Genomic DNA, 25,834 nt, shown 5'->3' on the forward strand with positions numbered 1-25,834 from the left:
GGTGACCTTTATGAAACTGGGTTACGCCAGAGTTAGCACAATTGGCCAGGATTTAGAGACACAGATAGAGCGACTAGAATCAGCCGGTGTAGAAAAAGATCAACTATTTATTGAAAAAGTGACCGGAATAAAAATGGCAGCACGAGAACAGATTAAAGCACTCTTAAAACACGCTCGGTCTGGTGATCACATTTATGTAACTAAAATAGATCGTTTGGCTAGGAGTATTTTAGATTTAAATAAAATTGTTAGTGAATTACTGGAGAAGGGGATCAGCATAACATTCATAGATCACAATATGACATTTAAAGCTGATGCAAAAGATGACCCATTTCAAATGCTGCTGTTTAATACACTTGGTAGCTTTACACAATTTGAACGAGATATGATTGTTTCTCGAACAGGAGAAGGTCGAAAACGAGCCATGAATAACGGCAAAAAGATGGGACGGAAAGCACAACCAGACCAGAATATTAAGCAAGCTATAAAGCTTTTCGAAGCAAGAGAAGAAAAAAGAATGACCATTTCCGATATTTCAAAATTAACGGGTGTTCCGAGGTCTACAATTTATGCGGAATATAAAAAATTAAAGAACCAGATGATTAAAACTTGATTCTGACTCGATAGCAATGTTTAGGATTAATTAAGGTGAGTATTTTCATAAGTAACTTTGATGAAAAGTGGCCAAGAGCCGCTTTTTTTAATGATTTACGTAAAGGGAAAAATAAAATAGCAAATTTAACTTTCAAAGTTTATCATTTAAATAGGTCATTAATTTAGTAAGAATAGTAAATAAACTAAATCTCTCATAAGACAAAACTAATAAAAAGTGGTGATATTAATTGATAGAAGAAGTTTAGTATAGAATTAAAGAATTTGAAGGAGAGACTTTCTATCAAATTAGAGGTAGTGAATTTACTTATCAAATAAAAGGTAACGCCTTATTACTAAGTAGAACAAATCGCTTAATTTCCAAAAGCGTTTTTAAAGAGGCATTACAATACCTGCCATTAGAAACTACCGGTCCAGTACAACACTTACAAGGTCCCTCTTTTTTTACGCTATCCTAATGGATGATAGAGTGAGGAGAAAGGACTGGTAAACTTTTAGAAAGAGAGTGAAATTATGAGTAACAATATTATCCGATATGATAAAGGGATTTACATACAAGTAATTAAAGCCTATTTATATGAGTCGAAAAGTCATCGTCAGATCCCAAGAAGAAATCCTCCAAGTAGATGCTCCTGCAAGGGGTGGTGGCTTTCTTGCTATGGAAATATTACACCGCTTCGGCATTGATGGATCAAAAAAAGAAATTTTTTTAAAAAAGAGTTTGGATGAAGAGTATCAAAATGCTTCTGGTTCATATAGACAAGGGCTTGAACTCTTAAGAAAATAAAAACTCAATAGAATGGGGATTCATTATGGGAGACGTTACTAAAACTCAAAAAATGTATCGGATACTTAAAAACAATAACATTGATATAAGTTCTATTAATAGTGATGACATAACAACCATACTAAAGGAATTTATGTTGGGATAATTTTACAAATAGGCTTTCTCATCTTTCATGAAAGAAGCAAATATAACACTTCACACTGTTACGAATGGTCTTAAGGAATTCATCAATCAAACTGGATATGCAAGCAATAAATACTCGGATACATTATCCAAGATGGTTGAAAACTTAATGGAAAGAATAAAACAAGCAAAGTCGATTGAAGAAGAGGAACGTATATGAAAAAATAGAATTAATATTGGATAGGATGCAAAAGGAAGCAGAAGAAGGCAGAAGTCTCTTCAAGACTATAGGATCCGCCTTTAAGGTAGCTGGTATAGTTGCATTAGGATTAGGGTTAGTTGCAGCAACCAAAAATCCAACAGTGCTTAAAGAGTGAGTAAAAGCGGCTACAAAGTTCAAAAGATAATTATGGTAATTTTTTAAGAAGTTATCAATGACTGATAATGGTAACGGTGTAGAAGATTTGTAATCTCCTACTTCTATTGTAGTCAATTGATGATGTGTAATGACAAGGTACAGAATGGAGAATCGACAATGGCTACGACAATCGAAGTGAACAAACAGAGTGTCAAACAATTATTAGAAACAGGCAAAGTTAATAAATTCATTATCCCTGAGTATCAACGTCCATATGCGTGGACTGACGAACAAATTCAAACGCTCTTTGAGGATTTAGTAGAGTACACAGAAAATGATAATGAAAGCACTTATTTTCTTGGAACAATTGTTTCTTACGAGAATGAGGATGACGAACAGGAAATTATAGATGGTCAACAACGAGTTACATCTTTGTTTTTATTGCTTCGTGCACTCTACTCAAAACTTAATTCAATGACAGAAACAAAAGAAGTGAAAAATTTCAAGGGACAAATTGAATCAGCATTGTGGCAACAGGATGAATTAACTGCTGAGGTTGATTTCGAAAAAACGCTTATTGAATCCCGAGTGATGAGAGATGAAGGAAACGGAATTTTTGCTAAAATTCTTACTAGTGGCACTATTAAAGACGATGCGAAAGATAACTATTCATTAAACTATAAATTATTTACAGGGCTAATTGAGAAATATGCTACTAATGAGCCAGAATTGTTTTTCTGGTTCATTCGAAATGTTTTGAACAAAGCGATTTTATTACCAATTACGGCAGATTCACAAGATACGGCTTTAACTATCTTCTCAACTCTAAACGATAGAGGATTAGCTTTATCCGATGCAGATATTTTTAAAGCAAAGATTTATAATCACTTGGATGCTGAAGGGAAAGCCGTGTTTATTGAACAGTGGCAACAACTTGATGATGAAGCTACAAATGCGAATGAAAGTATTCAAAAACTATTTTATTATTATATGTTCTATTTGAGAGCATTAGAAAACGATAGAAATACAACAACACCAGGAATAAGGAAATATTATTCAAGGAATAACTTTGGGCAGTTATATAAGAGCGACGTGATGAAGAACCTTAATACGGTGCTTAACTTATGGATAGTAGTTAATAATCGTGTAGAAATCGAAGATGAAGAATGGTCGAAAAATATCGAAATTAAACAAGTCCTTGATGGGTTAACTTCGTATCCAAATGAATTTTGGAAGTACCCAGTGGTTATTTATTATCTTAAATATCATGATTCGCAAGATTTTGAAGTCCTATTCTTAAAATTCCTCAAGAAACTACTTGCAGTGTTGGCGGCAAGGTATATAGTTACGCCAACTATTAATGCTGTAAAGCGAGGAATCTTGAATTTAAACTCTGAAATTATTAGATCCTCTATGCCGAAATTTGATTTTGCTACAGTAGATGAACAGGAATTAAAAGGGAAGATAAAAATGGCTCACCGTAATACTGTTCGTATGATATTGAAGATTCTTGCTTATCGAAGTCAGGAGGAACTACTTCCCGAGAAATGGGAAATAGAGCATATCCTTCCTCAAAAATGGCAATCAAGTTATTTCCCAAACAATTCTGATGGAGAAGTAAAAGAGTTAGTGGAACACATTGGGAATAAGATTCCTTTTGAGAAAAAGCTAAACATTATTGCAAGTAATGGATACTTTAAAAAGAAACAAGAAAGTTACAAGAAATCAAAAGTACAGTCATTACTTGATCTTTCTAATCAACATAATGACTGGGGGCTAAATGAAATTCGAGAAAGAGACATTCGAATTTCTGATGAGGTGTTAATCACACTAAGAGATTGGGGATTAAATCAATCTGAATTTCCTGTTCAAGAAGAACAATCTCCAGTTCCAACCCCTGAAGAATCTAAGATAATTGAAGAGTTAAAAAGAAAAGGTTTAATTTAAGAGTATTTGTTGCCTAAACGTATTTGAGTCAATAACTAGGAACTCATTAGAGTTATTGAAGTATTGCTATCGGACACGAGGAGAGAGTTGCAAATGGAGCTGGAAAAGAAGAGGGGTAAATCTAGCCCCAAACAATCACTTCAAAGATATTTGTTCCCAATTACGATAATTTCATCAATATTAATTTCAGGGTCAGTCGGATACACAGCTAGTCAGATAGCTATCAATAATAGTTCTAGTGACTCCGCAGAGATAAATGCTATGAAGAACCGACTAACTGAAAATAGGAAGGATTCAATAAAAGTAGTAGAAACAGAAATACCAAAAATAATTAGCGATTTAGAGAAATATAATCAGGATATAAATTTAATAGATGAAAATATTAAGTGGTTATATGGAAATTTAGCTTCTATAAGAGATGCAATAGGTAAATTTGACACAGCACTTTTCGTCTTAAATGGAGTCAGCACTTTTGTTAATGTTCCAATTCCAAGTAAAATGAGTACAAGTTTAGCTTCTGCAAAGATTAAACTTGAAGAAGTTGATAGCATATTATTCCGTATGGAGAACTTAACAGTTATCAAACAAGAGATGAGTGATTCTCATCACAAGTTAAAGTTATTATACGAAGAATATCAAAGGGAAAAAAGCATTGAAAAGTTACTTCTTATTGAACAAGAGTTAAACTCAAACTTGATTTATCAGATTGAAGATTTAAGAAATATCACTATGGAAGCTCATGAAGTTTTTGAACTATCTTCAAGTGTATTAGGGATAGTAAATAAAGCTGAATCCTCTTTAAATTCAATACGGGAAACGGGGGAAAATACGCTAGATGCAGTTCAGTTTTGGAAGGACAATGAAGAGAATTCTGAAATGGGGGCAAATATAAAGGAAAACTTAGAAAAGGATTTAAAAGCTTCTAAAGAGGAGATTCAAGATCTACCCAAGGAATTAGATCAACAATCCAAGGGCAGTATTACGTCAATAGATAATGTTAAAAAGGAGCTACAGACTATAAGGTTAGCACAAATGGTCATTGGTGAATGAATAGCGAGAAAGTATAATACCTCTTTTAAATTTTTTCGCGTATAGATGATTTACGGTGAACCTTACCATGAGTAAGCGCATAGTCATTTGTTTTTTAAAGCGTCAAAGTACAAATGAATGTCTTTGACGCTTCTTTGTTTTTGTGAATCTCCTTCATTAACAGTCATTTTATTGACGATTGAATTTTACTTTAAAGTGATTACTTCATCCTCTGTAAACTACATTTACTAAGTTTTTCAAAACGTACTTTAATAAGGTTCGAAAGTTACCTTATTAAAATACGTTACTGTTCAGTAATTTAACTGAGTATCAACTTACAGTAATGGATATACAGAATAAAAAACTCATACTTTTTCTCATAGTGCTTTTCATTTCGGCTTAATACCATTTAAAACGAAATCGAAAACGTTGATTTAAAGCCATTTTTCAATCGCATTTCCTTCCGTTTTATAGGTGGCTTGATGGGCGGCATGAGGTAACATTACACATGAAAAACTTACAATTTTGCCGTTCGAGCCCGGGCTTGTCCTGGTTGATGAAATTTCGAACACTAAGCTCGTTACCTTAGAGAGAAAGGATCCTGAATTCCATTCCGATGAACAGGAAACCAGGATTCACACGATTTTAGCACACGTTTTCTAAAAGAGATAAGAAAAGGGTTGCACAGCCGGATGATCCGTTGGCAGCCCTTTTTATTGGTTATGGCTTTTTCTTTCCATCCCATCGGGCAATCTCCTCTGTAACAATAAAAGCGAGATCGTCATTGCCGAATAGGGATAGCACGCCAAGTAACGTTTCATCTGGCACCTCTCCAGCTTCTTTTTTCGGCACCGTCAAGGCAAGTGCGTCTTTTAACGCTTGATTCTCCGCCTGGTCCGGATATGCTTTTAAGTAAACGGCTTCGGGGTCCAGGTTGTGATTGATGCACCACTGCGCGAACACTAAAATCATCATATTTTCTTCTTTCTGATAGCTCTGTACAATAAAATCTTCCATTTCCTTTGACATTCCATCTCTCCTCACACTTCATTGCTTTGCTTCATTGTATCGGGATCATCTTCCGCACTCAAGCGACACACCCTCTTTAAGAAAAAAATTTCTTTGTACCCAATGACACTATTTGATGGCTTTAGTCAAAAACCAACAAATTTTCACAAGCATTTGGTAAAATGGTAGCAAATAAAAAAGGAAGTGTATGATGATGCCAGTCCATAACAAGCTTGTTCGAGACCGCATTTTAGAAGTAATTGAAAAAGCGGGCAAAACGTATACATCACGCGTTTTGGATGAAAAAGAATACATAAAAGAAGTAAGAACAAAAATGCACGAAGAGTTAGCCGAATATGAAGAGGCCGAAAACGATCAGGATGCGGTAGAGGAGCTGGCTGATTTATTGGAGCTTATCCATGCAGCGGCAGCGATCCACGGAGCAACAGCTGATGAGCTAGAGGAAGTACGTCGTGCAAAGGCTGAAAAGCGCGGCGGATTCAGTGACCGCATTTATTTAATTGAGGTAGAGGATGACTAAGCTGCAGCTCATCACCTCACAGCTACTGGACATCATCAACCGACTTGCGGATGAAGCAACAGAAATTGATATTTTAACCTCTTTTGTCATGAAGTCCGGCGTGAAAAAATTGGTTCCTGCCTTGCAAAAAGTAGCCGCAAGAGGAGCGGAAATCCGGATTGGAACGGGCGACTACCTGCATATTACTCAGCCGGATGCTCTGCAAATACTGATCGAAGAAGTGCCGGAAGCCGAGATACGCCTTTATAAAAGCGACGGCCGGTCGTTTCATCCGAAAGCGTATTTGTTCCGTCTTGGCGAAAATGGACATGTTATTATCGGTTCCTCCAATATGTCAGCCATGGCACTGACAGGCGGCGTAGAATGGAATGTTGCTGCCCAAAATGAAGCCCTTTTTGAAGAAGTCCTTCAGGAATTTGAAGCCGTCTTTTACAATGAGCGGACTATTCCTGTTAATTCGGAAACAATTAGCGATTATCGAAGCCGCTATGACCAGTTTCATGAAAAGCAGTCGCTTCGCGTGCAGTGGACTGAAACCGAAGAAGTAGATGTGATGTTTTCTGAGCCTGGCGACCAGGAATCCATTGTAGCGGAAGAACCAGAAACATATACTATTTTATCGCCGCGTCCTGCCCAGAAAGATGCTTTAACAGCTCTGGAGCAGACAATGGAGGAAGAATATGAACGGGCTTTAGTGGTCATGGCAACCGGGCTCGGGAAAACGTATCTTGCTGCTTTTTTTGCCAAGCATTTTAAGCGGGTGTTGTTTGTTGCCCATCGCATCGAAATTTTAGAGCAGGCGAAAAAGTCTTTTTTACAGGTGCATCCAAATCGTACAGCTGGAATTTTAGATGGTCATACAAAAGAAAAAGAAGCGGACATGATTTTCGCCTCTGTGTTTACTATCGGTTCCAAGCATCACCTTCATACATTTGAACCGGATGCATTTGATTTGATTGTAATTGATGAATTTCATCATGCAGCGAGCCAGTCGTATCAAAAAGTGCGTGACTACTTTACGCCAAAGTTTTTTCTCGGAATTACGGCTACGCCAGACCGGATGGACAATAAAGATGTGTATGGCATTTGTGATGGAAACGTCGCGTACCGTATTCATTTTACGGAAGCGATTCAAAAACAGTGGCTGGCGCCGTTTCATTATTACGGCGTTTATGATGATACCGACTATTCGGCGCTGACCTGGCTTGGCAGCCGCTATGATGAGGAAGAATTATTATCGGTGCAAATGCGGGCGGACATGGCGGAAAAAATTATAAATGCATGGCACAAGCATAAGCAGACGAGAACGATTGCATTTTGTTCATCGATCCGGCAGGCGGAGTTTTTAAGCAGCTATTTTAACGACAACGGCTATAAAACGATTGCGCTTCATTCCGGCACTAAAACGATTTCCCGTCCGGCGGCGATTTCTATGCTGGATGGAGGAGAGCTGGACATTATTTTTACCGTCGATCTTTTTAATGAAGGCGTTGATATTCCGTCTGTCGATACCATTTTATTTGTGCGTCCGACTGAATCCTTAACGGTTTTTACGCAGCAAATTGGACGCGGTCTCAGAACGGCACCGGGTAAAACGCATTGCATTATGATTGACCTAATCGGCAATTACCGAAACGCTGATGTGAAAATGCGCGTTTTTGACACAGAACCTGACCGAAAAACGCGTGACGTTATTCCAGCAGTGCCGGCCGAGTGTGTAATCGAATTTGATTTAAAGGCGGTCGAGCTGCTAAAAGAAATGAACCGCAAGCGCAACCCGCGAAAAGATCAGCTGTACTTTGCCTATGAAGACCTGAAAAAAGAACTGGGCTGGCGACCATCTTATTTGGAGCTTCATCTACACGGAGCTGCCGACAGCAAAATGATCAAGGAATTCCATCAATCGTATCCGGGCTTTTTATACGCAATTGGGGAATTAAATGAAGAAGAGAAAGCCGTATTCCGGCAGTTTGAGCACTGGTTTGTGGAAGTCGAAAAAACCGGCATGACGAAAAGCTATAAAATGGTGGTGCTGCGCTACATGCTGTCAAAAGGAGCAGAACACTGGCTCGACCCAATTACTCCGTTGGAAGCCGCACCATATTTCCATGATTATCTGACATCAAAAGAATATCGGAAGCGAATTGATTTTTCCGACCGGCAGGGTAAAAAGCTGAAGCAATATAACGAGAAAGCAGTCGCCGACTTGATCGCCAACATGCCGATGACAAAGTGGAGCGGCAGCAGCAAGGGATTAATCACGTTTGAAAACGGCCTATTTCAGCTTCATGTGGGAGCAGCGGGAAATAAAATGGTTTATAAGTGGACACAAGAGATTTGTGAATTTAGATTGCATGGGTATTTTGAGAGAAAAGAAAATTCAATTAATAAATAAATAGACTTTCAAGAATAGAACTTTTTTAATTTCGGAAAAGAATTCTAGAAGGGGGTCCTTTTAATGAAAAGAATAACCGTACGCTACATGGTCTTCCCAGACATTGAAGGCGGTGTGTCGGGTTTTTATGAATATGACCACGACTCTCATTGTGTGGAACCGAGCATTTCCTATAAAAGCGGGCGCTGCCATACGGTGGGGGATGGGCTTGATGAGCTGGCGTTGAAGGCGGGATTTCAGACACGGAAAGTTTTTGCGGCGGACCTTGGGAAGAAAAGCTGGAAAAATGAGTATGGGAAGGCGTTGTCGTTAGCGGTTGGAAGAAAGCTTGAGCGGGATGGCATCTTGATGGTGATCAATGGAGATGAGGCATTGTTTCAATGCCCGGAAGGCGAGTTTGTTCCTTGGCCGCGGCGAACCGGAAAGAATGAGTGAATCCGGAAAGGGAAGAAATACAGCAGCTGCATTTTAAAAAAATGGTGAATAAAACAAGAGCTGGCTTTGAGCTAGCTCTTGTTTTATTGTATTAGGTTATCTATAGACAGGCTGTAAACAAACCCGCTTCGAAAAACGATTAGAAAATGTTAAAACAATTGCTCCACTATGATGGTTATACCTTCAAGAAGGATAAGGGAATGTGTGCGCTAGCTTGGACTGGATGTTTCACATGGCATTTGAACAATTCGCGCAGCAATACTGTAGCTTTCAAATAAACTTTGCAATGTGGAATGCTTTTTATCTTTTTTTAAAATGGAAAGGATATTTTTATAACAATAAGAATATAATTAAAAAAGATAATAATTTATTGTGAAACGATAAATATCCTGTTAAAATCAAATTGAAAATAAATAAGTGAGGTGCTTTTTATGAAACGAGGATCAACACTCTTTTTAAAAACGGCTGTTATTCTTATGGGAATTCCTGTTCTTGCTTTAGGCATATTTGGGTTGTATTGGTTAGCGAAAAATCCAGTGAATCCAGATTATGCCCATATACTATATCCCATTTTAATTGGTATGTATGTATCAATGATCCCGTTTTTCGTTGCATTGTATCAGGCTTTTAAACTTTTAAGCTATATTGATAAGAACCAGGCTTTCTCTGAATTGTCTGTTAAATCTCTAAAGAATATCAAATTCTGTGCAATGACAATCAGTGGTTTGTATGTGGTCATTATGCCATTTGTTTATCTCACAGCAGACCTAGACGATGCACCAGGTCTAATAATAATTGGAATGGTTCCTATCTTTGCTTCAATGGTAATCGCAGTATTCGCTGCTGTTCTTCAAAGGCTTTTACAAGAAGCCATCGATATAAAATCAGAAAATGACTTAATAGTCTGAGGTGAAAACAATGGCAATTATCATCAATATTGATGTGATGCTGGCTAAAAGGAAAATGAGTGTTACAGAACTTTCTGAGAGGGTTGGAATAACAATGGCTAACCTTTCTATATTGAAAAATGGAAAGGCAAAAGCGATTCGGTTATCCACTTTAGAGGCGATTTGTAAAGCTTTAGAATGCCAACCGGGGGATATTTTGGAGTACAAAAGTGATGAAGACAGTCAAGGATCATAAAGTTGGACTATGTAACATGTAAGAAAGGATCAAACTTTATTATAAATAATTGATATTTAACAGGTAGACGAACTAAATGCGCCATAGCTTCTGGATTGGGTCAATTGATTTAAAAAACCGAGTCGTGAAAGTGTCGATTGGGATTGAGCAAATGCTTGGTTGCACACCGGAGGAATTTGCGGAGGACTACAATCTTTGGGCAAACAACGTACCGGCAAGACGAAGCCATTGTCAATCAGTAGTACAAGCGGCTTTTGGACGGTCATCATTCAGAAGCACAGTGGCGATCTAGTCGAAAAGCTGGGGGTATTACTAAGATGGCCCTTATAAAAGATGAAGAAGGCAACGTGATTCGACCTGAACCGCGCTGGTAGCCGTGAAAAGGTGAATACCTCCAAATCTTTATCATTTTCCCTTTTTCGACATCATTCTTTCTTTTTTGATAAAAATCTTGCAGTTTGCTTAAAAGTGGATATAATTAGGTAATAGGTACTAAACCATCATTTATAATTTAATAATAGTGAAATCTACGATAAGAGCAAACTTATTGAAAGATAAGGACGCAAAGCCACGGGTCTAAAGCAAAGAAGCTAGGATAGCCGGGCTGCCGAAAAGGATTGGAGTATCGGAGAAAAAATGTCCTTTAAGAGGGATTTGCTTTTCTGCCGTCCCCACCATTCTTTTTGGTGGGTTTTTTTATTTCCAAAAAGGAAATATTTGTTAACGGAAAAATAAATCCATTAATGGGAGTGAAGGAAAGTGGGACGATATTGGACAGAGCAAGATGTATATTTTCTGGAACGTCACACTGGAAACGGGTTTATTGACTGATTGAGAACTAGCCGATATTTTGAAAGTGGAACGAAAGCGAGTCAGCTGCTGGATTGAACAGCATGAATAAAAAGCGCAAAACGTATCATTCGACATAATCGTAAGTACTGGCTGATCGATGCAGCCGGCTTTTGGGAGTGGGCGCAACAAAACCAGGAAAAAACTATGTTCAACAATATTGAAAAAATCCCCTTCCTGCTGAAGAAGTTGAAAAACTTTTTGAATGGTACAGACAGAGACTAATCTTCGAGCGGATCGGACGGCGATTAAACAGAAGTAGAATAAGCGTAGAATGCCGTTTTGCCCGTCAGTTTCAGATTAGTGGTATGCGAAAAGAGAAGAATGATTTTTAACTGCTGGAGGCGGTAGCATGAACAGGGAGAACAAAGAACAAACCGTTCACCGAACGTCAGATACAGGGGAATGGAACACGGTGGATGTTAGCTTATTTGTGAATATCGAAGGGAAAGTCATTCAGGCCAGTCAGGGATTTACAAACTTATTTGGCTGGACGCATCTGGAACTTAATGGACGGATGCTGGATGATCTGAATTTCGTTCCTTCGTTTTTGCAGGATGAATTTGCTTCGGATGTGGAGCGGCTGCTTGGCGGAAAAGAGATTGCGTTAAAAGAAACAAAACGGAAACGAAAAGATGGACAATTAATTGACGTAACTGTCGCGTTTACGCCTATCCGGAACGAGCATCAACAAATAACGGCGTTTGCGTCTATTTTTCAAGATGCATCCGAATATGTTCAGGCAAAAAAGAGACTAAAAGAAAGTGAGCAGCGGTATAAGTCACTTTTTGATTATAATCCACACGCCGTTTTTACATTTGATATGGATGGGAAATTTACGAGTGGAAACAAAGCATTCGAGCATTTGAGTGGCTATCCTTTACGGAATTTGCATAACTTCTCTTTTGCTTTTTTAGCCATTCCGGAAGACCGGAAGCGCGCAATGATACATTTTAAAAAAGCTTCAAAAGGGGAAACACAAGAATACGAAACGACTATTATTAATCATGCAGGACAGCGCATCAACCTCCATATTGTCAATTCCCCCATTGTGGTAGATGATGAGATTACGGGTGTGTATGGAATTGCGACCAATATTACAGACCGTAAAAAAGATGAAGATAAATTAGAAAGACTGGCATTTTACGATCAAACGACGGGTGCAGCGAATCGTCACCTTTTTAGCCGTGACATAAAAGCGGTTTTAAAAAGGGCTGAAACAGAACATTTTCAGTTTGCCCTTCTTCACTTGAATGGCGACCGGTTTAAATACATAAACGAAGCACTTGGTTTGGAAGCGGGTGATGCGGTGCTTACAAGCATGACCGAGCGGATCCGCATATGTCTTCCGCCGAATGGAGCTTTATACCGTTTTGATGGAGATAATTTTTTTATCATTCTTCAACCTATTTTGGATTCTCGGGAAGCTGTAGATGTGGCGGGACAGATTGCGGAAGCATTTCGACAACCGTGGAAAGTGAACGGCCATGAATTGACAGTGACAGCAAGCATCGGCATTGCCCTTTATCCGCAAAATGGCGAAACAGAAGCACTGCTGATGAAAAGGAGCGATCAGGCACTTGATCATGTAAAGCGTGAAGGCAAAAACATGTATCAATTTTTCGATGAGTCCATTGGCAGCTGTTCTGATTCGTTTTTGGATCTAGAAACAGATTTACAGCATGCGATTGAACGGCAAGAGTTTCAATTGTTTTATCAGCCGAAGTTGGATTTAGCGACTAATCGCATTATAGGAGCAGAAGCGCTGATCCGCTGGTATCACCCTGAGAAAGGCATGATTAGTCCAGAACAGTTTATTCCAGTTGCTGAGCAAAATGGCCAAATATATGAAATCACAAAATGGGTGTTAAAAGAAGCATGCCGCCAGAGCCGGGAATGGACAAAGCATCAACTTCCAAGCCATGTGTCGGTGAATATTTCGCCACATCATTTATATCGAAGAGATCTCGTTCAAACGATTTTAGACACGATAAAGGAGTCGGGCATACAGCCTAATCAATTAGAAGTGGAAATTACCGAAAACGGACTGGTTCAAAATGTGGATACAGCTGTAGAAACCATTTCCAAGTTGAAAAAAATCGGCATTCAGGTGTCCATAGATGATTTTGGTACCGGTTTTTCGTCTCTTTCTTATTTAAAGACGCTGCCAGTAGACACGTTAAAAATGGACCGTTCTTTTATCCATAATTTATCTGAAAAAGGAAAAGATCAAATGATCGTTCAATCGGTGATTCAATTGGCACGGGCGATGAAACTGACGGTTGTCGCAGAAGGTGTTGAAGAGGAAGACCATTTATTGATATTAAAAGAGGCGGGCTGTCAGATTGCCCAAGGGTACTTTATTAACAGGCCCGTGCCAAATAATGAGTATGTAAAGTGGCTGCATGATTCGCATTTTGATTGGTAGAAGATGATCCCGACGATGGGGTCTTCTTTTCGTTTTAGTTAAATAATGAGAGGAAATGCTAATTATGGAAGATGTTTAACAGGATTATCATAAAAAAATTTGGCGAATGAGCCATCAGAAATCACTGAATATGTCTATTAGTTTCAACAAAACTAACGATACATTTTCCTCCTGTTTGACAAACAATGGTTTTCTTCCTAGGAAAATTGTTTTATACTGTAAATTAAGAATATTCTATTAATGAAGGAGCGGATCCCATGACATTTAAAGATCAGTTATTTACCGTATTCGATCAGCGTTTTAAAGATGAATTGTTTTTAACGGACTTATTTTTAGATTTATATGGGAAGATGGAGACGTTCGACAACGAATTGGAAAAATATGCATCGGTTGGGCTTGATATTGTGTTTGAAGCGGCGGAAAATGCCGCTGCACTCCAGATTGAGGACCGTTTTCTCCGCTTCGATTTGGTCTTTGATGAAACGGAGCCCTTTATACAAGTATCAAGTGGGAAAACGGTCGAAGACGAGCCGGACATTGTCGACAATATTTATGCAGATAAAGCGGCGTATCCAGACAGCTTGTATTGGCAGCTTGGAGAAGAAGCTGCATTTGAGGCGTATTTAAAAGCCGCGTTTGGTCGTTTTCTTTAACAGAGCAAAATATAAATCAGTTGCAAATGCAGCTGATTTTTTTTGCGTTAAACAGGACAGATTTTTATTAATGGAATGTAAAGAAGATTGATTCATCCAGCAAAAAAATAAGAAAAAATAGTGGACTCAGCAATGAGAAAATATTCAAATACATATCTATATGTTTATATAAATTCCTTTATAAGTAAATTAATAAAAACTTTTGTTGCTCTTTTCTAGTTGCAACATTTTATAAATAAAACGTTAAAGTTTTCTGTTAATTTTGTAAAAAATGTTTTTTTACGTCTTTTTCATGTTTAAATGTTGCTTGTGTAAAGGAGGAAAGCGGAATGAGCTATATTGAACTTTCAAACGTATCAAAGTCATACGATAAGCAGCGAAGTGTACTGAATGGAATCGATGTGTCAATTGAAAAAGGTGAATTTTTCGTGCTGGTCGGTCCATCCGGGTCGGGGAAAAGTACACTGCTTCGACTGATTGCCGGATTAGAAGAGATTACCGGCGGCGAATTACATATGAATGGAAAAGTTATCAACCACCTGCCGCCAAAAGACCGGCATTTATCAATGGTGTTCCAAAACTACGCCCTTTATCCGCATTTAACCGTAGAACAAAACATTTTATTTGGCTTGAACGCGAAAAAGGTAGATAAAAAAGAACAGAAACAGCGGCTCCACAAAACGGCAGAGATGATGGGGCTCACAGAGCTGTTAAAACGAAAGCCAAGACAGCTGTCGGGCGGTCAGCGCCAGCGTGTTGCTCTGGCGCGTTCAGTTGTCAGTGAAGCACCGCTTTGTCTCATGGACGAGCCGCTTTCAAACCTGGATGCGAAGCTTCGGGCGCACATGCGCATGGAAATCCGCCAGCTACAAAAAAAGCTGGGCTTGACGATGGTGTACGTCACACATGACCAGGTTGAAGCGATGACGATGGGCGACCGGATTATGGTATTAAATGATGGGAAAGTGCAGCAGGTTGGTAAGCCGATTGAACTGTACAATAAGCCTGCGAACCTTTTTGTGGCGTCATTTATTGGGTCGCCAAAGATGAACATGGGCCGTGCGGTCATAAAAGGCCAGCAGCTGGTCATTGAAGAAAGCCTGTTTATCCCGGTAAAAGCAGCAGATGTGATTGATATACCAAAAAATAAACGTTTGATCGCCGGCATTCGGGCAGAGCATCTTTTCAAAGGAACGTCCGAGGAAAAAACACATGTGCTCGATGTGATTAATGTCGAACAGCTGGGCAATGAAACGATGGTCACGTTTGAAGTGGGAGGAGAGTTTTGGACGGCGAAATGGCTCGGCCAGCAGATTGTTCATACGGGAGACCGTGTGCCTGTTCAGCTCTCTGTTGAACATATGTCCTTTTTTGATGCGGATACAGGCAAGCTGATCAAAGCGGCTTCTTCACTGAAACAAAAAGAAGGGGTAGCGATATGAACGAGGCGGCCGTTTCGCTTGGGTCGGATGCAGCGAAGTTGATCGAAAAAGCAAAAAAACAGCGGAGAACAAAGAATTTAATAAAAGGGCTGCTGTTTTTGCTGCCGTCGCTCGTATTTTTCTCGATTTTTCTATTTTATCCGATGATTAGAACTGTTTATTTAAGTTTTTTTCTCACGAACGCAAGCGGAGCGCCGACTGTTTTTGTCGGGCTGGACAATTTTGCTCAAATCTTTTCATCACCGCTTTTTTTAAAAAGTTTAAAGACGACATTTTTATTCGTGCTGTACACAGTGCCAGGAACCATTGTCATTAGCTTGTTTCTGGCAGTGATCGCCAATGAAAAGCTGCGGGGCATCGGCATGTTCCGGACGATTTTTTCCTCGACAATGGGCATTTCGGTTGCGGCGGCATCGGTGTTTTGGATGTTTTTGTTCCACCCGACGATGGGCTGGCTGAATCAGTTTTTATCGATTTTCGGCGTGGAAGCAATTGGCTGGCTGACTGATCCGAAATGGGCGCTCCTGTCTGTTTCCATCTCAACCATTTGGATGAACATTGGCTTTACGTTTTTAATTCTGCTCGGCGGTCTTCAGTCGATTGATTCGTATTTGTATGAAAGTGCGGACATTGATGGAGCGGGCTATTTTTACAAGCTGCGCCGCATTACGATACCGATGCTGTCGCCGACGCTGTTTTTCGTCGTGACGGTAACCCTCATTAACGCGTTCCAGACATTTGGGCAGGTGGACATGCTGACGCGGGGGGGCCCGCAAAATGAAACAAGTGTCATTGTCTATTCCATTTACCGGGATGCATTTGTCAATTACCAGTACGGTACGGCAAGTGCGCAGGCGGTTATCCTGTTCGTGATCATTTTGGGGCTGACGCTTCTGCAGTTTAAGCTTGGCGAAAGGAAGGTTCATTATCAATGACGATGCCGTTTTATAAAAAAGTGGTGCTGTATTTGCTTCTTAGTGTATCGGCATTTTTCATTTTTGCGCCGGCCATCATGGCGCTCCTTATGAGCTTTATGCCGGGCGAGCAGATTTTAACAGGCACCATTATTCCAAAATCATTCACATTAGAGCATTACCGGCAGGCGTTTGAGCGTTTTCCGCTCTTAAGCTACTTAACGAACAGCTTGCTCGTGTCGCTGCTCATTATGGCCGGCCAGCTGCTCCTGTCGAGCTTAGCGGCGTATGCGTTTGTGTTTTTAGAGTTTAAGGGACGGGACGCGCTGTTTTTCCTATTTATTGCGACGATGATGATTCCGTTTGAGGCGTCGATTATTCCGAACTTCCAGACGATTCGCGACCTGAACTTTTTAAATACATACACAGGACTGTCGCTGCCGTTTTTTGCCATGGCATTCGGTACGTTTTTATTGCGGCAAAACTTTAAGCAAATTCCGAAAGAGCTGAAAGAAGCAAGTGAAATTGCGGGAATGGGCGATTTGAAATTTTATTTAACTGTTGTGCTGCCAGTCGCTAAAACGAGCCTGGTCACGCTTGGGGTGTACGGATTTTTAAGTGCCTGGAACATGTATTTATGGCCGCTGCTTGCCACGACAGATGATTCGGTCCGCACCGTGCAGATCGGGCTGAAGCAGCTGCAGTCACAGGAGCAGCTGAATGAATGGGGCGTTATTATGGCTGGCGGCATTATCGTCGTGCTCCCGACCTTAATTCTGTTATTTTTAGGGCAAAAAAAATTGCAAAAAGGATTAACAGAAGGGGCTTTAAAATAAATAAAAAGGGTGTGTGTAAAATGAAGAAATGGTTAGCGTATAGCGCATTAGGTCTTTCCTTGTTTGCGGCAGGATGCGGTTCGAATGGTACAGAAGCGGACACTGGCACAGCACCGAAGACCGAAGATGGCAAAACGATCGTGACATTTTGGCATGCAATGGGTGGCCAGGCGCAGGAAGCACTAAACGAAACGGTAGCGGATTATAACGCTTCGCAGGATGAAGTACAGGTAAATGCGGAATTCCAGGGTACATATGAAGAGTCACTTCCGAAGTTCCACAGCGTCGCCGGCACTGATCAGGCACCGACGGTTATTCAAGTGCAGGAGATTGGCTCAATGTCGATGATCAACAGCGGCAATATTGAACCGATTCAAAAATTTATTGATGAAGAAAAGTACGACATGAGTATGCTGGAAGAAAACATCAGTAGCTACTATAAAATTGATGATCAATTTTATTCCATGCCTTTCAACTCGTCCACACCGGTTATGTACTACAATAAGGACGCCTTTAAAGCAGCCGGCTTAGATCCGGAAGCGCCGCCGGAAACATATGAAGAAGTTGAAGCGGCGGCAAAAGCGATTACGAAATCGAATCCGGAGATGAAAGGCTTTGCGCTGCAGGCGTACGGCTGGCTTTATGAAGAACTTTTGGCCAACCAGGGCGGCTTGTTGATGAACAATGACAATGGCCGGTCCGATACGCCGACAGAAGTGGCCTTTGACAATGAAAAAGGAAAGTCCACGTTTGAATGGGTAAAACGGATGATGGATGCCAGCACGTTTGCCAACTACGGTACGAACGGCGACAATATGATCGCGGGCTTTTTAGCGGGTGATACAGCAATGTTCCTGCAGTCATCGGCTTCATCACGTGATGTGATTGACAATGCGCCATTTGAAGTAGGCGTTGCCTTTATTCCGCATCCGGAAGCAGAAGAGCGCCAAGGTGTTGTCATTGGCGGGGCAAGCCTTTGGATGTCAAGCGGCAAGTCAGAGGAAGAGCAGCAGGCGGCATGGGATTTCATGAAATATGTGCAGACGCCGGAAGCTCAGGCGAAATGGCATGTCGGCACAGGCTACTTTGCGATCAATCCGTCCGCATATGACGAGCAGGTGGTAAAAGCCGCCCATGCAGAAATGCCGCAGCTGAAAACGGCGATTGAACAGCTGCAGGCAACAAAGCCATCGTATGCAACACAAGGGGCGATCATGGATATGATTCCGGAAGAACGAAAAATTATCGAAACCGCACTTGAAACGGTTTATAACGGCGGCGATGTAGATGAAGCATTCAATACAGCCGTTGAGCAGGTTAATGCGGCGATTGAGCAGGCGAACGCGGCACGCGGAGAGTAGTAACGGCGAGGAAAGAGAATACGGCTTTAAGCCGTGTTCTTTTTCTATTCAATAAGAAAAGGAAAAGGAGAGAAACGGAATGAAAACGAACATATATGGCCACCGGGGCTGTAAAGGAACACTTCCGGAAAATACGCTGCTCGGTTTCCAGCGAGCCATTGATCTTGGAGTAGATGGTCTTGAAGTTGATGTCCACTTAACAAAAGACGGTGAACTGGTCGTAATTCATGATGAAACGATGGGCCGGACAACGGACGGAACAGGATGGATTGGGGAAATGACGTACCCGGAAATTCAGCGCTTCAGTGCAGGAAGCCGTTTTTCCGAGCTGCCTGCTTATGAAAAAGAATGGGACCTCGAACGTGTGCCAACGCTTCAGGAACTGCTTGAAATGCTCGTGCCGTTTGAAATGGAATTGAATATTGAGCTGAAAACATATGCGATTCCCTATGAAGGCATCGAAAAGCGGGTGCTTGAAACAGTGAAACAATATGGAGGAGGCTGTAAAGTCGTTTACTCTTCTTTTCATTTGCCGACGCTCACCCGTTTAAAAGAGCTGGATGCTTCTGCGCAAACCGCCTGGCTGCTGAATGGGTCCATTTCTTTGCCAGGTGATTATATGAAGACATTCGATTTTGAGTCACTTCATCTAGCAAAAGACGTGTATTTTGCCCATGAAGCAGAATGGGAAGGGCTCGCGGACCGGCTCCGGATTTGGACCGTCAATGATCCGGCCGAAATGGCAAAACTGATCGAAGCAGGCGTCAAAGCGATTATTACTGATTTTCCGGAACAGGCATTGACGATTCGCCATGAACAGACAGCACCTGTTTAAATGGGGCCTGCTTTTTTTATTCGTGATGGCCGGCTGCCAGCATCCCGGGGATGAGGAGCCGCCGAAGCTTTTTGCCCACCGCGGGGCGAGTGATCAATTTAACGAAAGTACCCTCACAGCGTACAAGATTGCCGCTGATGAGGGTGTTGATGCGCTCGAAATCGATTTGCGGATGACCGCAGACGGGGAACTAGTTGTCATGCATGATGAAACGATTGACCGGACGACGAACGGAAGCGGACCAGTGGACGCATATACATTCGATGAGTTGGCTGCTTATCCGACAGTCGGTGGTGGCGGGCGCATTGAGAAGATTCCCATGCTGCGCGATCTGTTTGATACATTTGGGGAGACCGAGCATTATTATATTGAAACACGGCTTATTAACGGAAAAGCTGTTATGGAGCGTCCGCTGATTCAGCTGCTAAATGAATATAGCTTGATTGAGAAAAAGAAGATCATAATCCAGTCCTTTTCAGAAAAGAGCCTTCATGAAGTGAACAAGCTGGCGCCCGGTGTGCCGTTGACACGGTTGTTTGGCAGAGGAAAAGGGACGATTATGCAGGCCTCCCTGCCAATTTATGATCATATCGGTATCGAGTCCACCGACGCCACACCGCAAAGAGTCATGATGCTTCACTATCTCGGAAAAGATATTCATGTTTTTTTCAATGATCCGAAAACGGAAAAAGCGGAGCAGAAGCGGGTGAAAAAACTCGGTGTAGAGGGGTATTTTACGAATGACATTTTGTATGCAAAAAAATTGCTTCATTAATATAAGAGAGGTGGTCCGGCTTAAATAGGCCGAACCGCTTTTTTTGTGCGGAAAAGCAATGTTGATACTGCTATTTAATGAGGTTAATAATTAAACCATATAAATATTAAATAGTGAAAGGAATAGATGGTGTGAATTCTTTACCCGAACGTTTTCAATTAGCGTTTCAAGTCTTAAAGCGAGGGATCGCTTCCTCGCATTTAGAGCTGGAAGAACAGGTAACAGGTCCGTAGCTGTATATGCTGCATTTTATTGAAGAGAAGGGGAAGTGCAAGCTGACACAGCTGGCGGAACGGCTTGATGTGAAGCCAAGCGCGATTACGGTGATCTGTGCAGATTATCGGCTTGTTCGCGGCATCTGCTTTTTTTCTCGGCTTGTTTATTGTGGCGGAGAAAAAAGCGTCCAGCCCGGTTTTGCCGCTGTCATTGTTTAAAAATGACATTGTCGTGATTTCCAATACGATTGGCTTTATTATGAATGCCGGCATGACGAGCTTAAAGCACAATATGGAGCAGGCGGCCGGCAGTATGAATGCATCTAAGATCGACGTGGCGACAGCTAAAGAACTGGCGGCGTTTCAAAATCCGAAAGTGCTCTTGGATCAGCCGAAGCTTGAACAAATGCAGCAGGCCCTCCCCGCTGACATTCAGCCAGTCATTGCCGGCATGATTGAGACGCTGCGGGATTCATTAAGCGACGCACTGACAACGGTCTTTTTATCTGGTGACGCCCTCGTTTTGATCGCGTTTATCTTAGTCTTTTTCCTGCGGGAAATTCCACTTCGTACATCGAATAAAGAAACGGGTGAATAAGAAAAAGCGGTTCGCACATTTAGGCGGACTGCTTTTTTCTATTGAAACAATGTGCAAAATTCAAAAAAATGTTTTTAAAAATAACAGCAAGGGAACAATAGGGAAAAAGGAGGCCGTCATATGTGGCATGCATTGATGTGGGGCGGTGTGTCGGGTTCAGCTGTTTTAATCGGCGCACTGGCTGCTTTATTTTTGCCCATTCAAAAGCGGATCATCGGGTATATTATGGCGTTTGGAACCGGGGTTCTGATCGGGGCGGCATCGTATGAACTGCTCGGTGAGTCAGTAAAAAACGGCGGGTTTTTAGCGACGGGCGCCGGTTTCTTAACAGGAGCGTTTGTCTTTACGCTATTAGACATGATCATTTCTCAAAAAGGAGCGAAAAAGAGAAAGCGGTCGCACGCGCAGACGTCGGACCAAGGATCAGGGTTGGCCATTTTTATTGGAACGGTTATGGATGCGATTCCGGAATCGATTATGATTGGCGCAAGCCTGCTTGCGGGACAAGGCGTCAGCTTATTGCTTGTGATCGCCATTTTTATGAGCAACGTGCCGGAAGGGCTTTCGAGTACAACCGGTCTGCTGAAAGGCGGCTACACGAAGAAAAAGATTTTCGTTTTATGGCTGACGGTGTTAGTCATTTCGGCACTGAGTGCATGGGGCGGCTACTTTTTTCTTGACAGTGCAAGTGATGCTGTCATGGCTGCGATTGCTGCATTTGCAGGTGGGGGGATTATTGCGATGGTCGGATCGACGATGATGCCGGAAGCATTTGAAGAAGGCGGTCCTGTCGTGGGTTTTATGGCGGCACTTGGCCTATTCGTTTCGCTTTTATTAAATGAGCTTTAACAAATAGAAAAATGTCTACTCTTTTTTATGTCCGGCTAAATAAACTTGATCCCATATGCTTCAAATCCTTTCCCGCAGACTGCACAAAAACTGCTACACTACAAGAAAGAGGTGGGGCTTATATGATGGAAGTGGAACAGTGGATTGAAGGTCTCATTGAACAGGCAGGCTGGTTTGGGCCGGCCTTATTTATTTTACTCCATTTAGTGCGGCCATTTTTATTTTTGCCAGTCGTGGTTGTCTGCGTTGCCGGCGGGTATTTATTCGGGTTTGTGCAGGGAACGATTTATTCGATTATAGGACTGTCGCTCATGGGCGCAGTTTTTTATAAAATAGTGAATTGGTTTCCATCTGTACGAGAGCGAATACTGAGCGTAAAGAGGAAAGTGGCAGGAGAGCGGAAAATGACGGTCGGCCAAGTGATGATTCTTCGGGTGATGCCCTTTGTTCATTTTCATCTGCTTTCGATTTATTTGATGGACATGACGAAATCATACAGGGAATATATGCAGTATTCTATCCTTGGCGTGATCGCACCGGCTCTTTTATACACGGCATTTGGCAAGGCCATTGAAGAAATGCCGTGGTATGTGTCGATGACATTTTTATTCATGCTTCTTCTTTTATACGCACTGCTTGAACACCGGAACAAAAAACGTACGCCGAAATCAAGTAAAATGTGCTAAAGTGACTGCATTTAGTTTTTATTTCATTATATGCAAAATTCAAAAAGTAATAATCGTAAAAAAAAGCGGTCAGAAAGAAGACCGCTCTACGTTCAGTTCGATTAAATTCCCATCTGGATCAGCAACAAACAGCTGAGCGAAACCGCTGATGCTGTTTGGCTTCTCCAGTACGTTTACCTCATGCTTTTTCAGCCAGTCAAGTGTATCCTCGTAGCTTTTTACCCGAAGTGCAAAATGACCTTCCCGGCTTGATAACGACCGATCGCGGCGAATAGTCTGCGATTCGGGCAAAACGAGCAGGTGGATTTGCTGGTTTCCAACGGCATACCAAGCACCTTCAAAATCAAATGGCGGGCGTAGTAATTCCTGCAGACATAACACCTGGCCATAAAATTTTTTTGACTTGGCAAGGTCTGTGACATTCAAGCTCACGTGGTGAAGCTGTTCATATGTAATCATTCACGTCATTCCTTTTCCCTCCATTATAACAGGTTTATCTTTTTTTTAGCGGGGAATACTTTTTTTGTACACTAAAAATGGATGGAGTTGGATAAATTGACAAAAGATAAATTTGAACGAATGGATGAGCAGACCCCGCCACAAACACAAAACCAGCAGCCCGGAATCGAATCGGAAATGACACCGGAGCCGCTTTATGATGACCAGGAATATCAAGGATCGGGCAAGTTAGCTGGCAAAGTAGCACTCATAACAGGCGGCGATTCGGGGATCGGCCGGGCAACAGCAATTGCATTTGCAAAAGAAGGGGCGAACGTAGCCATTGCTTATTTAAATGAAGACGGCGATGCCGAAAAAACGGTTCAAATTATCGAGTCATACGGCGTGAAAGCACTAAGCGTTGCAACGGACGTGAGTGACGTGGAAAATTGCAAAAAGCTCGTGGAAAAAGTGGTTGCGGAGTTCGGCAGCTTAAATGTACTCGTTAACAACGCCGGCAAGCAATTCCCGACGAAAGACTTTTTGGCGATTACGCCGGAACAGCTGCAGGAAACGTTTCAGACAAATATTTTCTCCATGTTTTATTTATCACAGGCAGCGCTGCCACACATGAAAAAAGGAGACGCGATCGTCAATACGTCGTCTGTCACCGCTTATCGCGGCGCACCGGAACTTATTGACTACTCGTCAACGAAAGGGGCCATTACCACCTTTACTCGTTCGCTCGCGGCGAATTTAGCGGAAAAAGGCATTCGTGTCAACGCGGTCGCGCCGGGTCCGATCTGGACACCGCTTATTCCGGCCACGTTTGATGAACAAAAGGTGGCAAAGCACGGTGCTGATACACCGATGGGACGCCGCGGCCAGCCGTCTGAAAACGCACCGGCATTTGTATATTTAGCTTCAAACGATTCATCGTATGTAACCGGCCAGACGATTCATGTGAATGGCGGCGACTTTGTTACGTCTTAATCAATCTGCCTCTGCTTTTTAAGCAGAGGGATTTTTATGTAAGAAAGAATAACATTCCTATTGTAATTTTTTGCATTTCCCGTTATTCTAAAAAAATAGTACACCTTAGAGATAGAAAGGGAGAGATGTTGGTTGGAAGCATTCGTGACGTGGTTGAATTCTATTTTATGGAGTGATCCGGTTATATACGGTTTACTTGGTGTAGGCCTAATTTTTTCAATTTTAACAAGATTTTTGCAAGTTCGACATTTTAAAGAAATGATTAGGCTGATGTTTAAGGGAGAAAAGTCAGATGCGGGAGTATCTTCGTTTCAAGCAATGTCGATCGCGCTTAGCGGCCGTGTAGGTACAGGAAACATAGCCGGCGTTGCATCAGCTATATTCTACGGCGGGCCTGGAGCTGTTTTTTGGATGTGGGCTATTGCGTTCATTGGTGCATCAAGTGCATTTGTCGAATCGACTCTGGCGCAAATTTACAAAACGAAACAAGGCGGACAGTATCGCGGGGGACCTGCCTATTATATTGAAAAAGGAATGGGCGTTAAATGGTTTGCGGTGCTGTTTGCGTTTGCAGCTCTTATCGCAATGGCCATTTTAATGCCGGGCGTCCAATCCAATGCGATTGCGGGCGGAATGGCGAATGCATTTAATATCAACCCTGCTGTGACGGGGGTTATGATTGTCGTGTTACTTGCGTTCATTATTTTTGGCGGTGTTAAGCGGATTGCGAATGCCGCGCAAATTATCGTTCCCTTTATGGCGATCGGGTACATATTGCTTGCGATTGTTATTGTTATTATGAATATTAGTGAGCTTCCAGCAGTTATTTCATTAATTTTCCGCAGTGCGTTTGGCGTTGACCAAGTTTTCGGCGGCTTGCTCGGAATGGCTATTTCATGGGGCGTAAAACGTGGCGTTTATTCGAATGAAGCTGGTCAAGGGACAGGCGCACATCCTGCGGCGGCGGCGGAAGTTTCTCACCCTGCTAAACAAGGGCTTGTACAGGCGTTTTCAGTTTATATTGACACACTATTGGTTTGTTCAGCTACTGCGTTTATGATTTTGATGACGGGTATGTATAACACGCAATCGGAAGATGGGGAATTCTTGGTGCAAAATTTGCCTGCCCAAGAAGTTGGACCAGGGTTCACTCAAGCAGCGATCGACAGTGTATTTCCAGGTATTGGATCAGGGTTTGTGGCAATCGCGCTATTCTTTTTTGCCTTCACTACGATCATGGCATATTACTATATCGCTGAAACCAATATTTTTTATTTAATGCGAGGCAAAACAAGTCCTATCGCTATCAACGCGCTCCGTTTTATTTTATTGGTCACAACCTTTTATGGCGCAACGAATGAGTCGGCGCTTGCGTGGGCATTTGGCGACGCGGGTCTTGGCATCATGGTTTGGTTGAACATCATCGCCATCGTCATTCTGGCAAAACCAGCGCTGCTTGCTTTAAAAGATTATGAAGCGCAGAAAAAGCAGGGAAAAGATCCGGTCTTTGATCCGAAAGCGCTTGGTATTAAAAACGCAGACTTTTGGGAAAATGAATATAAAAAGTAAACAAAAACGAGCTGT

At 41.8% G+C, this 25,834-nt stretch carries 25 protein-coding genes and 1 riboswitch; of the genes, 23 read left to right on the forward strand and 2 right to left on the reverse strand.

What is annotated here, in order from left to right; all coding sequences use genetic code 11:
- Window positions 1-10: 10 nt before the first annotated feature.
- The 4 genes from BA724_RS13605 to BA724_RS13615 all read left to right on the forward strand — a co-directional run bounded on the left by BA724_RS13605 (window position 11) and on the right by BA724_RS13615 (window position 4,877).
- Window positions 11-613, forward strand: a complete 603-nt coding sequence (locus tag BA724_RS13605) for a recombinase family protein (RefSeq protein WP_069939271.1) — start codon at window positions 11-13, stop codon at window positions 611-613.
- Between the two features lie 576 nt (window positions 614-1,189).
- Complete coding sequence (locus tag BA724_RS18330; protein ID WP_141719942.1) at window positions 1,190-1,399, forward strand: hypothetical protein; 210 nt, start codon at window positions 1,190-1,192, stop codon at window positions 1,397-1,399.
- Window positions 1,400-2,057: 658 nt separating this feature from the next.
- Window positions 2,058-3,827: a DUF262 domain-containing protein gene (locus tag BA724_RS13610; RefSeq protein ID WP_069939182.1), complete on the forward strand. Its 1,770-nt coding sequence runs from the start codon at window positions 2,058-2,060 to the stop codon at window positions 3,825-3,827.
- A 93-nt stretch (window positions 3,828-3,920) separates the two neighbouring features.
- The gene (locus BA724_RS13615) at window positions 3,921-4,877 is read left to right on the forward strand and encodes a hypothetical protein (protein WP_069939183.1); all 957 of its coding nucleotides are present in this window, start codon (window positions 3,921-3,923) and stop codon (window positions 4,875-4,877) included.
- A 699-nt stretch (window positions 4,878-5,576) separates the two neighbouring features.
- Here BA724_RS13615 and BA724_RS13620 read toward each other — a convergent pair.
- The gene (locus tag BA724_RS13620; protein WP_069939184.1) at window positions 5,577-5,885 is read right to left on the reverse strand and encodes a hypothetical protein; all 309 of its coding nucleotides are present in this window, start codon (window positions 5,883-5,885) and stop codon (window positions 5,577-5,579) included.
- Window positions 5,886-6,078: 193 nt separating this feature from the next.
- Here BA724_RS13620 and BA724_RS13625 point away from each other — a divergent pair, with 193 nt between their 5' ends.
- From BA724_RS13625 to BA724_RS13710, 17 genes are all read left to right on the forward strand, one after another.
- Complete coding sequence (locus BA724_RS13625) at window positions 6,079-6,405, forward strand: nucleoside triphosphate pyrophosphohydrolase (protein ID WP_069939272.1); 327 nt, start codon at window positions 6,079-6,081, stop codon at window positions 6,403-6,405.
- Window positions 6,398-8,800: a DEAD/DEAH box helicase family protein gene (locus tag BA724_RS13630; protein WP_069939185.1), complete on the forward strand. Its 2,403-nt coding sequence runs from the start codon at window positions 6,398-6,400 to the stop codon at window positions 8,798-8,800. The genes BA724_RS13625 and BA724_RS13630 overlap by 8 nt, the downstream gene beginning before the upstream one ends.
- A 63-nt stretch (window positions 8,801-8,863) precedes the next feature.
- Complete coding sequence (locus BA724_RS13635; protein ID WP_069939186.1) at window positions 8,864-9,235, forward strand: hypothetical protein; 372 nt, start codon at window positions 8,864-8,866, stop codon at window positions 9,233-9,235.
- Window positions 9,236-9,666: 431 nt separating this feature from the next.
- Window positions 9,667-10,143: a DUF2975 domain-containing protein gene (locus BA724_RS13640; RefSeq protein WP_069939187.1), complete on the forward strand. Its 477-nt coding sequence runs from the start codon at window positions 9,667-9,669 to the stop codon at window positions 10,141-10,143.
- Between the two features lie 10 nt (window positions 10,144-10,153).
- Window positions 10,154-10,378: a helix-turn-helix domain-containing protein gene (locus BA724_RS13645; protein WP_069939188.1), complete on the forward strand. Its 225-nt coding sequence runs from the start codon at window positions 10,154-10,156 to the stop codon at window positions 10,376-10,378.
- Between the two features lie 76 nt (window positions 10,379-10,454).
- The gene (locus BA724_RS13650) at window positions 10,455-10,670 is read left to right on the forward strand and encodes a hypothetical protein (protein WP_069939189.1); all 216 of its coding nucleotides are present in this window, start codon (window positions 10,455-10,457) and stop codon (window positions 10,668-10,670) included.
- Between the two features lie 235 nt (window positions 10,671-10,905).
- A riboswitch (cyclic di-GMP riboswitch) is annotated at window positions 10,906-10,990 on the forward strand.
- 589 nt (window positions 10,991-11,579) lie between these two features.
- Complete coding sequence (locus tag BA724_RS13655; protein WP_069939190.1) at window positions 11,580-13,655, forward strand: sensor domain-containing protein; 2,076 nt, start codon at window positions 11,580-11,582, stop codon at window positions 13,653-13,655.
- Window positions 13,656-13,912: 257 nt separating this feature from the next.
- Window positions 13,913-14,308 carry a hypothetical protein gene (locus BA724_RS13660; RefSeq protein ID WP_069939191.1) on the forward strand — a complete coding sequence of 132 codons (396 nt, stop codon included), beginning with the start codon at window positions 13,913-13,915 and terminating at the stop codon, window positions 14,306-14,308.
- 329 nt (window positions 14,309-14,637) lie between these two features.
- Window positions 14,638-15,750: an ABC transporter ATP-binding protein gene (locus tag BA724_RS13665; RefSeq protein ID WP_069939192.1), complete on the forward strand. Its 1,113-nt coding sequence runs from the start codon at window positions 14,638-14,640 to the stop codon at window positions 15,748-15,750.
- Window positions 15,747-16,685: a carbohydrate ABC transporter permease gene (locus tag BA724_RS13670; protein WP_069939193.1), complete on the forward strand. Its 939-nt coding sequence runs from the start codon at window positions 15,747-15,749 to the stop codon at window positions 16,683-16,685. Before BA724_RS13665 ends, BA724_RS13670 begins: the two co-directional genes overlap by 4 nt.
- 2 nt (window positions 16,686-16,687) lie before the next feature.
- Window positions 16,688-17,500 carry a carbohydrate ABC transporter permease gene (locus tag BA724_RS13675; RefSeq protein WP_425389030.1) on the forward strand — a complete coding sequence of 271 codons (813 nt, stop codon included), beginning with the start codon at window positions 16,688-16,690 and terminating at the stop codon, window positions 17,498-17,500.
- A 20-nt stretch (window positions 17,501-17,520) separates the two neighbouring features.
- Entirely contained in the window at window positions 17,521-18,861 is a 1,341-nt protein-coding gene (locus tag BA724_RS13680; RefSeq protein ID WP_069939195.1) for an ABC transporter substrate-binding protein, read from the forward strand.
- A 79-nt stretch (window positions 18,862-18,940) separates the two neighbouring features.
- On the forward strand, window positions 18,941-19,696 hold the full coding sequence (locus BA724_RS13685) for a glycerophosphodiester phosphodiesterase (protein ID WP_069939196.1): 756 nt from the start codon (window positions 18,941-18,943) through the stop codon (window positions 19,694-19,696).
- Window positions 19,674-20,471 (forward strand): glycerophosphodiester phosphodiesterase, encoded by a 798-nt coding sequence (locus BA724_RS13690; protein ID WP_069939197.1) that lies wholly within the window; start codon window positions 19,674-19,676, stop codon window positions 20,469-20,471. The genes BA724_RS13685 and BA724_RS13690 overlap by 23 nt, the downstream gene beginning before the upstream one ends.
- 330 nt (window positions 20,472-20,801) lie before the next feature.
- Entirely contained in the window at window positions 20,802-21,284 is a 483-nt protein-coding gene (locus BA724_RS13700; RefSeq protein ID WP_141719943.1) for a hypothetical protein, read from the forward strand.
- A gap of 120 nt (window positions 21,285-21,404) precedes the next feature.
- Window positions 21,405-22,133 (forward strand): ZIP family metal transporter, encoded by a 729-nt coding sequence (locus BA724_RS13705; RefSeq protein ID WP_069939200.1) that lies wholly within the window; start codon window positions 21,405-21,407, stop codon window positions 22,131-22,133.
- A gap of 122 nt (window positions 22,134-22,255) precedes the next feature.
- Complete coding sequence (locus BA724_RS13710) at window positions 22,256-22,819, forward strand: TVP38/TMEM64 family protein (protein WP_069939201.1); 564 nt, start codon at window positions 22,256-22,258, stop codon at window positions 22,817-22,819.
- 69 nt (window positions 22,820-22,888) lie between these two features.
- Here the strand turns inward: BA724_RS13710 and BA724_RS13715 are convergent, their stop codons facing one another.
- The gene (locus BA724_RS13715; RefSeq protein WP_069939202.1) at window positions 22,889-23,278 is read right to left on the reverse strand and encodes a VOC family protein; all 390 of its coding nucleotides are present in this window, start codon (window positions 23,276-23,278) and stop codon (window positions 22,889-22,891) included.
- An 81-nt stretch (window positions 23,279-23,359) separates the two neighbouring features.
- Here BA724_RS13715 and BA724_RS13720 point away from each other — a divergent pair, with 81 nt between their 5' ends.
- Window positions 23,360-24,250: an SDR family oxidoreductase gene (locus BA724_RS13720; protein WP_425389027.1), complete on the forward strand. Its 891-nt coding sequence runs from the start codon at window positions 23,360-23,362 to the stop codon at window positions 24,248-24,250.
- 132 nt (window positions 24,251-24,382) lie between these two features.
- On the forward strand, window positions 24,383-25,819 hold the full coding sequence (locus tag BA724_RS13725) for an alanine/glycine:cation symporter family protein (protein ID WP_069939204.1): 1,437 nt from the start codon (window positions 24,383-24,385) through the stop codon (window positions 25,817-25,819).
- Window positions 25,820-25,834 lie beyond the last annotated feature (15 nt).

Source organism: Domibacillus iocasae (assembly GCF_001750285.1).
In the GTDB taxonomy this organism is placed as follows: Bacteria; Bacillota; Bacilli; order Bacillales; family Domibacillaceae; genus Domibacillus; species Domibacillus iocasae.

Bases quoted from the DNA above. Each gene is read 5' to 3' on its own strand.
- BA724_RS13620 (WP_069939184.1), bottom strand. From the start codon at position 5,885: ATGTCAAAGGAAATGGAAGATTTTATTGTACAGAGCTATCAGAAAGAA.
- BA724_RS13625 (WP_069939272.1), top strand. From the start codon at position 6,079: ATGCCAGTCCATAACAAGCTTGTTCGAGACCGCATTTTAGAAGTAATT.
- BA724_RS13640 (WP_069939187.1), top strand. From the start codon at position 9,667: ATGAAACGAGGATCAACACTCTTTTTAAAAACGGCTGTTATTCTTATG.
- BA724_RS13705 (WP_069939200.1), top strand. From the start codon at position 21,405: ATGTGGCATGCATTGATGTGGGGCGGTGTGTCGGGTTCAGCTGTTTTA.
- BA724_RS13610 (WP_069939182.1), top strand. From the start codon at position 2,058: ATGGCTACGACAATCGAAGTGAACAAACAGAGTGTCAAACAATTATTA.
- BA724_RS13685 (WP_069939196.1), top strand. From the start codon at position 18,941: ATGAAAACGAACATATATGGCCACCGGGGCTGTAAAGGAACACTTCCG.
- BA724_RS13615 (WP_069939183.1), top strand. From the start codon at position 3,921: ATGGAGCTGGAAAAGAAGAGGGGTAAATCTAGCCCCAAACAATCACTT.
- BA724_RS13675 (WP_425389030.1), top strand. From the start codon at position 16,688: ATGCCGTTTTATAAAAAAGTGGTGCTGTATTTGCTTCTTAGTGTATCG.
- BA724_RS13715 (WP_069939202.1), bottom strand. From the start codon at position 23,278: ATGATTACATATGAACAGCTTCACCACGTGAGCTTGAATGTCACAGAC.
- BA724_RS18330 (WP_141719942.1), top strand. From the start codon at position 1,190: ATGAGTCGAAAAGTCATCGTCAGATCCCAAGAAGAAATCCTCCAAGTA.
- BA724_RS13650 (WP_069939189.1), top strand. From the start codon at position 10,455: ATGCGCCATAGCTTCTGGATTGGGTCAATTGATTTAAAAAACCGAGTC.
- BA724_RS13635 (WP_069939186.1), top strand. From the start codon at position 8,864: ATGAAAAGAATAACCGTACGCTACATGGTCTTCCCAGACATTGAAGGC.
- BA724_RS13690 (WP_069939197.1), top strand. From the start codon at position 19,674: ATGAACAGACAGCACCTGTTTAAATGGGGCCTGCTTTTTTTATTCGTG.
- BA724_RS13665 (WP_069939192.1), top strand. From the start codon at position 14,638: ATGAGCTATATTGAACTTTCAAACGTATCAAAGTCATACGATAAGCAG.
- BA724_RS13630 (WP_069939185.1), top strand. From the start codon at position 6,398: ATGACTAAGCTGCAGCTCATCACCTCACAGCTACTGGACATCATCAAC.
- BA724_RS13645 (WP_069939188.1), top strand. From the start codon at position 10,154: ATGGCAATTATCATCAATATTGATGTGATGCTGGCTAAAAGGAAAATG.
- BA724_RS13710 (WP_069939201.1), top strand. From the start codon at position 22,256: ATGATGGAAGTGGAACAGTGGATTGAAGGTCTCATTGAACAGGCAGGC.
- BA724_RS13660 (WP_069939191.1), top strand. From the start codon at position 13,913: ATGACATTTAAAGATCAGTTATTTACCGTATTCGATCAGCGTTTTAAA.
- BA724_RS13680 (WP_069939195.1), top strand. From the start codon at position 17,521: ATGAAGAAATGGTTAGCGTATAGCGCATTAGGTCTTTCCTTGTTTGCG.
- BA724_RS13655 (WP_069939190.1), top strand. From the start codon at position 11,580: ATGAACAGGGAGAACAAAGAACAAACCGTTCACCGAACGTCAGATACA.
- BA724_RS13605 (WP_069939271.1), top strand. From the start codon at position 11: ATGAAACTGGGTTACGCCAGAGTTAGCACAATTGGCCAGGATTTAGAG.
- BA724_RS13670 (WP_069939193.1), top strand. From the start codon at position 15,747: ATGAACGAGGCGGCCGTTTCGCTTGGGTCGGATGCAGCGAAGTTGATC.
- BA724_RS13720 (WP_425389027.1), top strand. From the start codon at position 23,360: ATGGAGTTGGATAAATTGACAAAAGATAAATTTGAACGAATGGATGAG.